General features: G+C 52.2%; 9 protein-coding genes. 7 read left to right on the top strand and 2 right to left on the bottom strand.

The window, feature by feature from the left end; genetic code table 11:
- Positions 1-140 precede the first annotated feature (140 nt).
- From aceE to lpdA, 3 genes are all read left to right on the top strand, one after another.
- Complete coding sequence (gene aceE, locus D6029_RS01175) at positions 141-2,804, top strand: pyruvate dehydrogenase (acetyl-transferring), homodimeric type (RefSeq protein WP_120063008.1); 2,664 nt, start codon at positions 141-143, stop codon at positions 2,802-2,804.
- Between the two features lie 15 nt (positions 2,805-2,819).
- A complete protein-coding gene (gene aceF / locus D6029_RS01170) occupies positions 2,820-4,703 on the top strand; it encodes a pyruvate dehydrogenase complex dihydrolipoyllysine-residue acetyltransferase (RefSeq protein WP_120063007.1) in 1,884 nt (627 codons plus the stop codon).
- A gap of 201 nt (positions 4,704-4,904) precedes the next feature.
- On the top strand, positions 4,905-6,329 hold the full coding sequence (lpdA, locus tag D6029_RS01165; protein ID WP_167455953.1) for a dihydrolipoyl dehydrogenase: 1,425 nt from the start codon (positions 4,905-4,907) through the stop codon (positions 6,327-6,329).
- A gap of 49 nt (positions 6,330-6,378) precedes the next feature.
- Here lpdA and D6029_RS01160 read toward each other — a convergent pair whose 3' ends face one another.
- Both D6029_RS01160 and D6029_RS01155 read right to left on the bottom strand, forming a co-directional pair.
- Entirely contained in the window at positions 6,379-7,227 is an 849-nt protein-coding gene (locus D6029_RS01160; protein ID WP_120063005.1) for a DUF2950 domain-containing protein, read from the bottom strand.
- Positions 7,228-7,239: 12 nt separating this feature from the next.
- The gene (locus tag D6029_RS01155; RefSeq protein WP_120063004.1) at positions 7,240-8,931 is read right to left on the bottom strand and encodes a DUF3300 domain-containing protein; all 1,692 of its coding nucleotides are present in this window, start codon (positions 8,929-8,931) and stop codon (positions 7,240-7,242) included.
- 206 nt (positions 8,932-9,137) lie between these two features.
- On the opposite strand from D6029_RS01155, the gene D6029_RS01150 reads away from it, so the two are divergent.
- From D6029_RS01150 to D6029_RS01135, 4 genes are all read left to right on the top strand, one after another.
- A complete protein-coding gene (locus tag D6029_RS01150; protein ID WP_120063003.1) occupies positions 9,138-9,857 on the top strand; it encodes a GntR family transcriptional regulator in 720 nt (239 codons plus the stop codon).
- Between the two features lie 249 nt (positions 9,858-10,106).
- Entirely contained in the window at positions 10,107-11,537 is a 1,431-nt protein-coding gene (locus D6029_RS01145; protein ID WP_120063002.1) for a 6-phospho-beta-glucosidase, read from the top strand.
- Positions 11,538-11,811: 274 nt separating this feature from the next.
- Entirely contained in the window at positions 11,812-14,409 is a 2,598-nt protein-coding gene (gene acnB / locus D6029_RS01140) for a bifunctional aconitate hydratase 2/2-methylisocitrate dehydratase (RefSeq protein WP_120063001.1), read from the top strand.
- Positions 14,410-14,626: 217 nt separating this feature from the next.
- The coding region (locus D6029_RS01135; protein ID WP_208642656.1) for a YacL family protein at positions 14,627-14,758 on the top strand (132 nt) is incomplete at its 3' end.

The raw sequence follows: 14,758 nt of genomic DNA, 5'->3' as shown, positions 1-14,758 counted from the left end.
ATTTCAGGTTCTCAAAAGCGCCAATTTTTAGAGCGCGGCAACTAAACGCAGAACCTGTCTTATTGTGTTTTTTCAAGGAAAGCACAATGGGACAGGTTCCAGATAATCAACGTATTAGACACAGATAAGGAATACCTCCCATGTCAGAACGTTTCCCAAATGACGTGGATCCGATCGAAACTCGCGACTGGCAACAGGCGATCGAATCGGTCATCCGTGAAGAAGGTGTTGAGCGCGCACAGTACCTGATTGATCAGTTACTGAGCGAAGCCCGTAAAGGTGGAGTAAAAGTTGCAGAAGGTTCTGCTGCCCGCCAGTACGTAAACTCCATCGCCGTTGAAGATGAACCGGAATACCCGGGGAATCTGGAGCTGGAACGCCGTATTCGTTCTGCTATCCGTTGGAACGCCATCATGACCGTCCTGCGTGCGTCTAAAAAAGACCTCGATCTGGGCGGCCATATGTCCTCTTTCCAGTCTTCTGCAACCGTGTATGACGTGTGTTTCAACCACTTCTTCCGCGCACGCAACGAGAAAGACGGCGGCGATCTGGTTTACTTCCAGGGCCACATCTCCCCAGGCGTTTACGCACGTGCTTTCCTTGAAGGCCGCCTGACCGAAGAGCAGATGAACAATTTCCGTCAGGAAGTTCACGGTAATGGTCTGTCCTCTTATCCGCACCCGAAATTGATGCCTGAATTCTGGCAGTTCCCGACCGTATCAATGGGTCTGGGTCCAATCGGTGCAATCTATCAGGCTAAATTCCAGAAATACCTGGAACACCGTGGCCTGAAAGACACCTCCGCACAGCGCGTTTACGCATTCCTGGGCGACGGTGAAATGGATGAGCCAGAATCTAAAGGTGCGATCACTATCGCAACCCGTGAAAAACTGGACAACCTGTGCTTCATCATCAACTGTAACCTCCAGCGTCTGGACGGCCCAGTCACCGGTAACGGCAAAATCATTAACGAACTGGAAGGCATCTTCGCGGGCGCTGGCTGGAACGTGATCAAAGTGATTTGGGGTTCTCGTTGGGACGAACTGCTGCGTAAAGACACCAGCGGTAAGCTGTTGCAGCTGATGGGCGAAACCGTTGACGGCGACTACCAGACCTTCAAATCCAAAAACGGTGCCTACGTTCGTGAGCACTTCTTCGGTAAATATCCAGAAACTGCTGCACTGGTTAAAGATATGTCCGACGACGAGATTTGGGCTCTGAACCGTGGCGGCCACGATCCTAAGAAAATCTACGCTGCACTGAGAAATGCTCAAGAAACCAAAGGCAAAGCAACTGTCATCCTGGCTCATACCGTTAAAGGTTATGGCATGGGTGAAACTGCCGAAGGTAAAAACATCGCTCACCAGGTTAAGAAAATGAACATGGACGGCGTGCGTTATGTGCGTGACCGTTTCAATGTGCCTGTGACCGATGCTGAAATCGAAAAACTGCCATACATCAAGTTTGAAGAAGGCAGCGAAGAGCACAAATATCTGCATGGCCAGCGCGAAAAACTGAACGGCTACCTGCCGACTCGCCTGCCAAAATTCACCGAGAAACTGGAAATGCCTACCCTGGCTGATTTCAGCTCTCTGTTAGAAGAGCAGAACAAAGAAATCTCCACCACTATCGCTTTCGTTCGTGCCCTGAACGTGATGCTGAAGAACCCGTCTATCAAAGACCGTCTGGTTCCAATCATTGCCGATGAAGCGCGTACTTTCGGTATGGAAGGTCTGTTCCGTCAGATTGGTATTTACAGCCCGAACGGCCAGCAGTATACCCCGCAGGACCGTGAGCAGGTTGCTTACTATAAAGAAGACGAGAAAGGCCAGATTCTGCAAGAAGGTATCAACGAGCTGGGCGCAGGTTCATCCTGGCTGGCGGCGGCGACTTCTTACAGCACCAACGATCTGCCAATGATCCCGTTCTACATCTACTACTCCATGTTCGGTTTCCAGCGTATCGGCGACCTGTGCTGGGCAGCGGGTGACCAACAGGCGCGTGGCTTCCTGGTCGGCGGGACTTCCGGTCGTACCACTCTGAACGGTGAAGGTCTGCAGCACGAAGATGGTCACAGCCATATTCAGTCTCTGACTATCCCTAACTGTATCTCTTATGATCCCGCTTACGCTTACGAAGTTGCAGTCATCATGCATGACGGCCTGGTGCGTATGTACGGTGAAGCGCAAGAGAACATTTACTACTACATCACCACGCTGAACGAAAACTACCACATGCCAGCCATGCCAGAAGGCGCGGAAGAAGGCATCCGTAAAGGTATCTACAAACTGGAAACAGTTGAAGGTAGCAAAGGTAAAGTTCAGCTGATGGGCTCGGGTTCTATCCTGCGTCACGTACGTGAAGCAGCGCAGATCCTGGCGAAAGACTACGGCGTTGGCTCTGATGTCTTCAGCGTAACTTCCTTCACTGAACTGGCGCGTGATGGCCAGGATTGTGAGCGCTGGAACATGCTGCACCCAACTGCTGAACCACGCGTACCGTACGTTGCTCAGATCCTGAGTGATGCACCAGCTGTGGCATCTACTGACTATATGAAACTGTTCGCTGAGCAGATCCGTAACTTCATCCCGGCAAGCGATTACCGCGTACTGGGTACTGATGGCTTCGGTCGTTCAGACAGCCGCGAAAACCTGCGTCACCACTTCGAAGTGGACGCATCTTACGTGGTTGTTGCAGCACTTGGCGAATTGGCTAAACGTGGCGAAATCGATAAGAAAGTGGTGGCAGACGCTATCACCAAATTCAACATCGATGCAGATAAAGTCAACCCGCGTCTGGCATAAGAGGTAAAGAATAAAATGGCTATCGAAATCAACGTGCCGGACATCGGTGCAGACGAAGTTGAAGTGACCGAAATCATGGTGAAAGTGGGCGATAAGGTTGAAGTTGACCAGTCCATTATCTCCGTGGAAGGTGACAAGGCTTCAATGGAAGTCCCTTCTCCGCAAGCAGGCGTGGTCAAAGAGATCAAAGTTGCGGTAGGTGACAAAGTTGAAACCGGCAAACTGGTTATGATTTTCGAATCCGCCGAAGGTGCAGCGCAAGCTGCACCAGCTCCGGCTGAAGAGAAGAAAGAAGCAGCGCCAGCGGCCGCTCCGGCAGCCGCTGCGGCTAAAGAAGTGAACGTGCCAGACATCGGCGGTGACGAAGTTGAAGTCACTGAGATCATGGTTAAAGTTGGCGACAAAGTAGAAGCAGAACAGTCTCTGATCACCGTTGAAGGTGACAAAGCGTCTATGGAAGTCCCGGCACCGTTCGCAGGCGTTGTAAAAGAAATCAAAATCAACACTGGCGACAAAGTGTCTACCGGTTCTCTGATTATGGTCTTCGAAGTGGCGGGTGCTGCACCGGCTGCAACTGAAACCAAAGCAGAAGCGGCTCCGGCAGCTGCACCAGCGGCATCTGGCTCGAAAGAAGTTAACGTGCCAGACATCGGCGGTGACGAAGTTGAAGTGACTGAAGTGATGGTTAAAGTGGGCGATAAAGTGGCCGCTGAACAATCACTGATCACCGTAGAGGGCGACAAAGCTTCTATGGAAGTCCCGGCTCCGTTCGCGGGTGTTGTAAAAGAAATCAAAATCAATACTGGCGACAAAGTGTCTACCGGTTCCCTGATTATGGTCTTTGAAGTGGAAGGTGCTGCCCCAGCTCCAGCCGCTAAGCAAGAAGCAGCAGCTCCGGCTCCTGCGGCTGCGGCGCAAAAAACTGCTGCGGCTCCAGCTAAAGCGGAAGGCAAAACTGAATTCGCTGAAAACGACGCATACGTTCACGCCACCCCACTGATTCGCCGCCTGGCGCGTGAGTTCGGTGTGAACCTGGCGAAAGTGAAAGGGACTGGCCGTAAAGGTCGTATCCTGCGCGAAGACGTTCAGGCTTACGTGAAAGACGCGGTTAAGCGTGCAGAATCTGCACCTGCTGCGGCTACCGGCGGCGGTCTGCCTGGCATGCTGCCATGGCCGAAAGTTGATTTCAGCAAGTTCGGCGAAATCGAAGAAGTTGAACTGGGCCGTATCCAGAAAATCTCTGGTGCCAACCTGAGCCGTAACTGGGTGATGATCCCGCACGTTACGCACTTCGACAAAACCGATATCACTGACCTGGAAGCGTTCCGTAAGCAGCAGAACGACGAAGCGGCCAAGCGTAAGCTGGATGTGAAGTTCACGCCTGTCGTGTTCATCATGAAAGCGGTTGCTGCGGCTCTTGAGCAGATGCCTCGCTTCAACAGCTCCTTGTCAGAAGACGGTCAGAAGCTGACGCTGAAGAAATACATCAACATCGGTGTGGCGGTTGATACGCCAAACGGTCTGGTTGTTCCGGTCTTCAAAGATGTGAATAAGAAGAGCATCTCTGAGCTGTCCCGCGAACTGATGGCGATTTCTAAGAAAGCTCGTGATGGCAAGTTGACGGCTGGCGAAATGCAGGGCGGTTGCTTCACCATTTCAAGCCTCGGCGGTATCGGGACGACTCACTTCGCGCCAATCGTTAACGCGCCGGAAGTGGCCATCCTCGGTGTCTCCAAGTCTGCTATCGAGCCGGTCTGGAATGGTAAAGAGTTCACTCCGCGTCTGATGATGCCGATGTCTCTTTCCTTCGACCACCGCGTGATCGACGGTGCTGATGGTGCGCGCTTTATTACCATCATCAACAACACGCTGGCCGACATTCGCCGTCTGGTGATGTAAGCCAAAAAGCCGGCCATTCGGTCGGCTTTTTTCTGGTAATCTCGTGATGCAGTTCGAGATTATCTGATGCAAAGGACAATTCGTTTGCCGTTTGTTGTTTCAAAATTGTTAACAGTTTTGTAGACTACGTGCGGATAGAACGTCCCGGTGGCAATGGGCGTTAAAGACCAGGGACCGCCGGAAATAAATTAAGAGGTCATGATGAGTACTGAAATCAAAACTCAGGTCGTCGTACTTGGGGCAGGCCCGGCAGGTTATTCTGCTGCATTCCGTTGCGCTGATTTAGGTCTGGAGACCGTCATTGTCGAGCGTTACAGCACCCTCGGTGGTGTTTGTCTGAACGTTGGCTGTATCCCTTCTAAAGCCCTGCTGCACGTTGCTAAAGTTATCGAAGAAGCGAAAGCACTGGCTGAGCACGGTATTGTTTTCGGCGAGCCGAAAACTGACATCGACAAAATCCGTACCTGGAAAGAAAAGGTTATCAACCAGTTGACTGGTGGCCTGTCTGGTATGGCGAAAGGTCGTAAAGTTAAAGTGGTAAATGGTCTGGGTAAATTTACCGGCGCTAACACCCTGGTTGTTGAAGGCGAAAATGGTCCAACGACTATCACTTTCGACAACGCAATCATCGCGGCGGGTTCTCGTCCGATTCAACTGCCATTCATTCCGCATGAAGATCCACGCGTATGGGATTCTACCGACGCACTGGAACTGAAATCCGTACCAAAACGCATGCTGGTTATGGGCGGCGGTATCATCGGTCTGGAAATGGGTACCGTGTACCATGCGCTGGGTTCAGAGATTGACGTGGTTGAGATGTTCGACCAGGTTATCCCTGCTGCTGACAAAGACGTGGTGAAAGTCTTCACCAAGCGTATCAGCAAGCAATTCAACCTGATGCTGGAAACCAAAGTGACTGCGGTAGAAGCCAAAGAAGATGGTATCTACGTCACAATGGAAGGCAAAAAAGCGCCTGCTGAACCACAGCGTTACGACGCGGTTCTGGTCGCTATCGGTCGCGTACCTAACGGTAAGCTGCTCGATGCTGGCGCTGCAGGCGTTGAAGTTGATGACCGTGGCTTCATTCGTACCGACAAGCAAATGCGCACTAACGTGCCGCACATCTATGCTATCGGCGATATCGTCGGCCAGCCAATGCTTGCTCACAAAGGTGTTCACGAAGGTCACGTTGCCGCTGAAGTTATCGCCGGCATGAAGCACTACTTCGACCCGAAAGTGATTCCTTCAATCGCGTACACCGAACCAGAAGTTGCATGGGTAGGTCTGACCGAGAAAGAAGCGAAAGAGAAAGGCATCAGCTATGAAACCGCCACCTTCCCGTGGGCAGCTTCTGGCCGTGCTATCGCTTCCGATTGCGCAGACGGTATGACCAAACTGATCTTCGACAAAGAAACTCACCGTGTTATCGGTGGTGCGATTGTCGGGACTAACGGCGGCGAGCTGTTGGGCGAAATCGGTCTGGCTATCGAAATGGGTTGTGACGCTGAAGACATCGCGCTCACCATCCACGCGCACCCGACTCTGCACGAGTCTGTAGGTCTGGCTGCTGAGATTTTCGAAGGTAGCATCACCGACCTGCCAAACCCGAAAGCGAAAAAGAAGTAATCGCCTGAAGGATAAGAAAAAAGCGGCTTAGGCCGCTTTTTTTTATGGATTACTGTTGCTCTTCCTGCCAGCTTTTATCCGGATTGAACTCTTTTATTTCCTGCACTTTCTCTGCGGTTTCTTCGCCCAAATCCTTCTGATAAACCACGCCCTGGTTATTCACCATAAACGTAGTCACTCCCGTTTCCCCGTATTCCACAGGCCAGGCGACTAAAGCAAAGCCATCCGCCATTTTCCCATCGCGAATATAGTTCTTCGCCCCACCCGGTGCGTCTGCACCCTGAGCGGTCAGAATTCGGAAATGGTAGCCGTGATAACCCAATTCCGGGTGTTCAGGGCTGAAACTTGGGCCGAGAGGGCTGGGCGCTTCGCCAGGTGCTGCGGGCCAGTACAAGCCATCTTTCTTGCCTTCAGTACTGAGAAACTTCTGAGCGTATTGTTGATCCAGCTGATAATAATCTTGCTGTGCCGCTACATAGGCTTGTATCGCCTGAATGGCTGATAGCTCGTTAAGGCCGATGGTGCGGGTAAGAATTTCATCAGCGGCTTTTTGCATATCAAAATGCCAGCCGGCGTCCGTTTTCACCATCGGAATGGGCAACTGCCAGTTTTCCTGCCCGACATTCAGGTGCGCGGTATCGCCTTGTTCATCAATATTGTGGCTGACTTTCCAGTCACGAACAAAGCGGGCGACCGCTTCCGGGTCGGCTTTTTCATCAGGCAGATATTGCCGCCAGTTATCGCCCAACACCTCGGTCAGCGCGGCTTCATCCTGGTTTATCACCGCCGTGGCAAATGAGCTGGCCGCCTTTTCCGGCGTGGTAAACATCTGCTGCGCCTGAACAAAGGCAGGTAGCATCAACATTACAAGTGCACTTAACTTCATACGATTTTTCATGATGCCTCCCCGTTAGCGACGATGAAATTCACGATGTTCAGCTGGACGCTCTCTGTTAGCCGGACGCTGCTGATGACTGGAGCGATTAAGGCTTTGTTGCCCACGCTGGCTTTGTGCCTGCCAGGAAGGGGAGCGACTGTCATTTCCGCTAAACGCATTTGGACGTGTGGCTGCTGTGCGATGCGTCTGGCTGAGGTTTCCACTGCTGCGGTGTTGCTGAGCCGTTTCGCGACGCTGCTGTTGCTGCGCTGTAGGGTGATTGACCTGATTTTTAGCCGTCTCACGACGCTGCTGTTGTTGCGCAGTCGGATGGTTTACCTGATTTTTGACCGCGTCTTTACGTTGCTGAGAGGTCGAATTGTTGAACTGTTGTTTTGCGGCATCGCGGCGCGCATCGGTGTTTTGTGAATCATAGCCACGGTAATTATTGCGCTGGGCAATCTGGTTCAGTTGTTGCGAAGACGCTTTACGCTGAGCATCGCGCGAAGCCAGTTGCGGGGCCGCTGCGTCAATGCGTCCTTTATTCTGCTGCAACTGAGTCGCTGCCGCCTGGCGTTGGGCGTCACGATTAACGGGCGCACGTTGCGTTGCGCTCAAACCACCTGCAACGTTGGTCTGATGATAACGCTGAGCGACCGCGTTATCATGGTACGGAACGCCGTTGCGATAGGCCGGGTTATGCTGCCAGGTCGTATTGCGATTCTGGAGATTTTGACCCGATATCCGGTTGAAATTATTAACATTGTTAATATTGATATTATTGTTGCTCCCGCCGCCATGGTAATCATCATGATGGTGATAATCGTCGTCGTCCCAGTCAAAGCTACTGAACAGCGCATAAGTGGTCGCCACGCCCAGGCTGTAACCAAAGCCGCGCACCAGGCTGTCGGTGAACTGCTGCCCCGGAGGAGGTGGGAGATACGTCGGCGGATAGGCCGTGTTCGGCCAGGTGCCATACACCGTTGACGGGTTGTAGTTCGGCACATACACCACTTGCGGATCGGTCGGCTCGATTTTAATGATGGTTTCCGCAGGCGCTGCGGCGACGGTTTTTGATGACGATGAACTTGTCGTGGCCGGGGCCGGTGCGGCAACCGTCGTATTCTGATTAACCGTTACAGGCGTGCTGGTCACCGTTTGCTGCGGCGTTGTTTTTAACGATCCCGTTTGCTGCGCCAGTAAACGCAATTTCTGCACGGAATCCATCACATCTTGCGGCTGGGCTAAAAACGCATCCCCCAGGTTCTGCACCCATTCCGGGTTTTCACCCATCAGGGCCATCAACTGCGGGAAGGCGACGAGAGATTTCACACTCGGATCCCACGGCTGGTTCGCTACCGCCTGAATCGCCGCATCACCCTGCATCTTCGGGTTATCGCGTGACCACTGCACCGCCTGAACCACATTGGCCGGGTAAGTTGACGCCATCAAAACCTGAGACAAAAGCGGGTCAGGATAGAGCGCAACTGGCGCAACCCACTGGTCGAGTTGAGCGGTACTAAACGTGGGTTGAGTCGCCGTCGCCACTGGTGTGGCCGGGGCAGGGGCGGGTTGCGCCGCTGGAGCGGGTTGCGTCGTCTGAGCCGTGGGTGTTGGGGTTGTTGGAGGCGTGGTCTGGCTCTTAACATACAGAACCCCAGACGCCGCTAAAATGCCGGCACTACAAATAATGGCAAGAATATGAGGCTTGAATGGCAACTTCATTTAACTTCTCCTGATATTACAGAAGTAATGCGCTATGCCGGTAGGCGGCTGTATCTGGCGAGTATAGATAGCTGATAGTTTAATTTTTGACTTAAACGGTGATTCTTGCCGGGAATCTTGTCCGAAATCGTGAAATATTATTTCGAGTTGCGCAGAAGGCGTATTGGGAAAGTGATGTTCCCTGGAGAAGGTCTGGAGGTTCAAAAGTGGTTTACAAAGATGTGGTTAACTTACTAAAAAACAGAATTAGCAGTCCGACGTACAGCATTGGCGATATTCTCCCTTCGGAAAAGGAGTTGGCGGAGTCTTTTAATGTTTCGCGAAATACGTTGAGAAAGGCGTTAAAAGTCCTCGAACAAGAAGAGTTGATTGAGCGCAGGCATGGCTCCGGAACTTATCTGCGCAACAAGCATTTCCAGGCGTTCGTCACCCATCTTGATAGTTTTACGGAAATCGCCCGCAGCGAAGGGAAAAAGCCGACCAGCCAGGTGCTGAGATTTGAGTTGCAGGAAGCATCCGAGGAGATCGCCACTCGCTTGCAGCTAGCAGTGGGTGAACCGGTCTATTACTCCAAGCGTTTACGCCACATTGATGATGTGCCGATGCAACTTGAGGAAACCTGGCTTTCCGTTAATCGCTTTCCCGATCTGACGGTAAACCACATGAAGAAATCAAAATTTTCCTACATTGAAGACGAATGTAACGTCATTATTCAGGGCTGCTACGAGTCGTTTCAACCGGTTCTGCCTTCCCCTGACATCGCCAAAATGCTGCATATCAGCGTCCGTGATCCCATTATTAAAATGGAGACGCAATCTATTGATGAGAGCAATAACCCCATCGATTATTCGATTCTCTATACCAATGTGTTCGAGTTTCAGGTGAAATATTTCTTGCCGCGTAGATTGAGCCAGGCTGGGAAATGATCCTCTCCGGGGGCGTTAATTCTGATCATCGATCACATTTCCCGGTAAAAAAGTTGTTCAGAAACTCCAGTATAAATGCACCTCTTATCATGATTATCTAAGCGCAGGCTCACAACCCCTGTGATTAGGCTCTCTTAAGAGGTTCAAAAGTGGTTTAAACCCGGATGGGCGGTGGTTTGCTAATTGATCTGCTGGTTCATAACATGGTTTTCATCTTCACACTCGTGCGTTCTCATTGAGGGAAAGAATATGTCCGGATTTAAAGATGGATTTCTATGGGGCGGCGCGGTTGCTGCTCATCAACTGGAAGGCGGCTGGAAAGAAGGTGGCAAGGGAATAAGCGTTGCAGATGTGATGACCGCAGGCGCGCATGGTGTGCCACGCGAAATTACCGATGGCGTGTTGCCGGGCAAAAATTACCCTAACCACGACGCGATAGACTTCTACCATCGCTATAAAGGAGACATTCAACTGTTTGCCGAGATGGGCTTTAAATGTTTCCGCACCTCAATTGCCTGGACGCGCATTTTCCCGCTGGGTGATGAACTTGAGCCGAATGAAGCCGGCCTGCAATTTTACGATGATTTGTTCGACGAGTGCCTGAAACACGGTATCGAGCCGGTGATTACGCTTTCGCATTTCGAGATGCCATATCACCTGGTGACCGAATACGGCGGCTGGCGTAACCGCAAGCTGATCGACTTCTTCGTGCGTTTTGCCAAAGTGGTCTTCACGCGTTACCAGCACAAAGTGAAGTACTGGATGACCTTTAATGAGATCAACAACCAGGCTAACTTCCACGAAGACTTTGCGCCATTTACTAACTCGGGCCTGAAGTATCAGCAGGGCGAAGATCGCGAGCCGGTGATGTTCCAGGCGGCACACTACGAACTGGTCGCCAGTGCGCTGGCGGTGAAGGCTGCGCGTGAGATCAATCGCGATCTGCTGGTCGGCTGCATGATCGCCATGTGCCCAATCTACCCGCTGAGTTGTGCGCCAAACGATATGATGATGGCGATGAACGCCATGCACCGTCGCTACTGGTTTACCGACGTTCACGTGCGTGGCACCTATCCTAAACATCTGCTGAATTACTTTGAACGCCGTGGCTTCGAGCTGGATATCACCGAGGAAGACCTTGCGGCACTGAAACAGGGCTGCGTCGACTACATCGGCTTTAGCTACTACATGTCGTTTGCCACCAAAGCCACGGACGATAACCCGCAACTTGATTACGATGAATCCAAAAGCCTGGTTTCAAATCCGCATGTCAAAAAATCCGACTGGGGCTGGCAGATTGATCCGGTTGGGCTGCGCTACTCGCTCAACTGGTTCTGGGATCATTATCAACTGCCGCTGTTTATCGTCGAAAATGGCTTCGGTGCGATTGATGTCCAGGGAAGTGATGGCGTGGTCGATGACCAGTACCGCATCGACTATATGTCTTCGCATATCAGCGAGATGAAAAAAGCGGTAGTTGAAGACGGCGTTGACCTGATGGGCTACACCCCTTGGGGATGTATCGACCTGGTTTCTGCAGGAACCGGCGAGATGAAAAAGCGTTACGGCTTAATTTACGTTGATAAAGATAATGAAGGTAACGGAACGCTCGAACGCAGCCGCAAGAAATCTTTCGCCTGGTATCAGGAGGTGATTGGTTCTAACGGCGAAAAACTGTAATTCCTCTTTTTAACGTCGCTCGGATAAGCCTGCGTCATCTGACATTTCCCGGTGGATGACGCTGCGCTTTTCCCCCTACAAAAACCTTCTTATTTGCCCTTAACGATTCAGCAAGTATTTAATGTTGCTTTTTTGTAAACACATTCACCCTCCCTGAAAATCCTGCTATGCTGCCCGTCGCGGAACCGGGCATTTACCCTACTAACTGCTGTCTCACAGGAGCGTGAAGAGAATAGCCGGAACCGAAATGACAATGAGAGCGAGGAGAACCGTCGTGCTAGAAGAATACCGTAAGCACGTAGCCGAACGTGCTGCAGATGGGATTGTTCCAAAACCTTTAGAAGCATCCCAAATGGCCGCACTGGTCGAGCTGCTGAAAACCCCGCCAGCGGGTGAAGAAGAATTCCTTTTAGATCTTATTACCAATCGTGTTCCGCCAGGCGTTGATGAAGCCGCCTACGTCAAAGCCGGTTTCCTGGCTGCTATCACCAAAGGTGAAGCCACTTCCCCGTTAATCTCCCCTGAGAAAGCTGTAGAACTGCTTGGCACCATGCAAGGCGGCTACAACATTCATCCGCTGATTGACGCGCTGGATAACGAAAAGCTGGCCGCGATTGCCGCGAAAGCGCTTTCTCACACGCTGCTGATGTTCGATAACTTTTACGACGTCGAAGAGAAAGCCAAAGCAGGTAACACCCACGCGCAAAAAGTGCTGAAATCCTGGGCTGATGCCGAGTGGTTCCTGTCTCGCCCTAAACTGGCTGAGAAAATCACTGTTACCGTCTTTAAAGTCACTGGTGAAACCAACACCGATGACCTGTCTCCGGCACCAGACGCCTGGTCGCGCCCGGACATTCCTCTGCACGCATTAGCGATGCTGAAAAACGCCCGCGAAGGTATCGAGCCGGATCAACCTGGTAGCGTTGGCCCGATCAAGCAGATCGAAGCGTTAAACAAAAAAGGTTTCCCGCTGGCATATGTTGGCGACGTAGTCGGTACCGGTTCTTCGCGTAAATCTGCGACCAACTCCGTACTGTGGTTCATGGGCGACGATATCCCGAACGTGCCGAACAAGCGCGGCGGTGGTGTGGTGCTCGGTGGCAAAATTGCGCCAATCTTCTTCAACACCATGGAGGATGCGGGCGCGCTACCTATCGAAGTCGACGTTAACGACCTGAACATGGGCGATGTTATCGACATTTACCCGTACAAAGGCGAAGTGCGTAACCACGAAACCAACGCCGTTATCGCTAATTTCGAACTGAAAACTGACGTGCTGCTGGACGAAGTTCGTGCCGGTGGCCGTATTCCGCTGATCATCGGTCGCGGTCTGACAACCAAAGCGCGCGAAGCGCTGGACTTGCCACGCAGTGAAGTATTCGTGCAGGCGAAAGATGTGGTTGCGAGCACTCGTGGCTTCTCTCTGGCGCAGAAAATGGTTGGCCGCGCATGTGGTGTGGAAGGCATTCGACCAAACCAATACTGCGAACCAAAAATGACCTCTGTCGGTTCTCAGGATACCACCGGTCCAATGACCCGTGATGAACTGAAAGACCTGGCGTGCCTGGGCTTCTCCGCTGATTTGGTGATGCAGTCCTTCTGCCACACCGCCGCTTATCCTAAGCCGGTGGATGTGAATACTCACCACACGCTGCCGGACTTCATCATGAACCGTGGCGGCGTGTCGCTGCGTCCTGGCGATGGCGTTATCCACTCCTGGCTGAACCGTATGCTTTTGCCGGATACCGTCGGTACTGGCGGTGATTCCCACACTCGTTTCCCCATCGGGATTTCCTTCCCGGCGGGTTCTGGTCTGGTGGCGTTTGCTGCGGCAACTGGCGTGATGCCATTGGATATGCCTGAGTCGGTGCTGGTGCGCTTCAAAGGCAAAATGCAGCCGGGTATTACGCTGCGCGACCTGGTTCACGCCATCCCGCTGTATGCCATCAAACAAGGCCTGCTGACCGTTGAGAAGAAAGGTAAGAAAAACATCTTCTCTGGCCGCATCCTGGAAATTGAAGGCCTGCCAACGCTGAAAGTAGAACAGGCGTTTGAGCTGACTGATGCTTCCGCCGAGCGTTCTGCTGCGGGCTGTACCATCAAGCTTGATCGCGAGCCGATTGCTGAATATCTCAGCTCCAACATCGTGCTGCTGAAGTGGATGATCGCAGAAGGTTACGGCGATCGCCGTACGCTTGAGCGCCGTATTCAGGGCATGGAAAAATGGCTGGCGGATCCTCAGTTGATGGAAGCCGATGCTGATGCGGAATACGCAGAGATCATCGAAATCGACTTGAACGATATCAAAGAGCCAATCCTGTGTGCGCCAAACGATCCGGATGACGCGCGTCTGCTGTCTGATGTTCAGGGCGAGAAAATCGACGAAGTGTTTATCGGTTCTTGCATGACCAACATCGGTCACTTCCGTGCGGCGGGTAAACTGCTCGATAGCCACAAAGGCCAGTTACCAACTCGCCTGTGGGTTGCGCCACCAACGCGTATGGATGCCGCTCAGTTGACTGAGGAAGGCTATTACAGCGTGTTTGGTAAGAGCGGTGCGCGTATCGAAATCCCTGGCTGTTCACTGTGCATGGGTAACCAGGCGCGTGTGGCAGACGGTTCGACCGTGGTTTCCACTTCTACCCGTAACTTCCCTAACCGTTTAGGGACTGGCGCGAACGTCTACCTGGCTTCCGCAGAACTGGCCGCAGTGGCTTCACTGCTGGGCAAACTGCCAACGCCTGACGAGTACCAGACCTTTATGGCGCAGGTGGATAAGACGGCGGTTGATACTTACCGTTATCTGAACTTCGACAAACTTTCTCAGTACACCGAGAAAGCTGACGGCGTGATTTTCCAGACTGCGGTTTAAGATGGCTTCCCCCTCTCCCTCAGGGAGAGGGCAGGGGTGAGGGTTGTGTAATATTGAACGCCCTCACCCTAACCTCTCCCCCCGGGAGAGGGGAATTTCTTTCCTTTTATTTCCAATCCCTCTCCTCATCACGCTGTTTTTCGCCGACTTTGCTGCGATACTTACTCTATACGCTAAGGGGTACTGCATTTCCCCGGGCAAGGTAGAGGAAAACACCATGGAATATGAATTTTTGCGCGATGTCACCGGGCGGGTGATGGTGCGCATGTCGATGGGCCACGAAGTCGTGGGGCATTGGTTTAACGAAGAAGTAAAAGATAATCTCGGCCTGCTTGATGAAGTCGAAGAA

Origin of the sequence: Buttiauxella izardii (genome assembly GCF_003601925.1) — a bacterium.
Classification (GTDB): Bacteria; Pseudomonadota; Gammaproteobacteria; order Enterobacterales; family Enterobacteriaceae; genus Buttiauxella; species Buttiauxella izardii.
The sequence above is the reverse complement of the archived record's forward strand: the minus strand, read 5'-3'. Positions and strand labels throughout refer to the sequence as shown.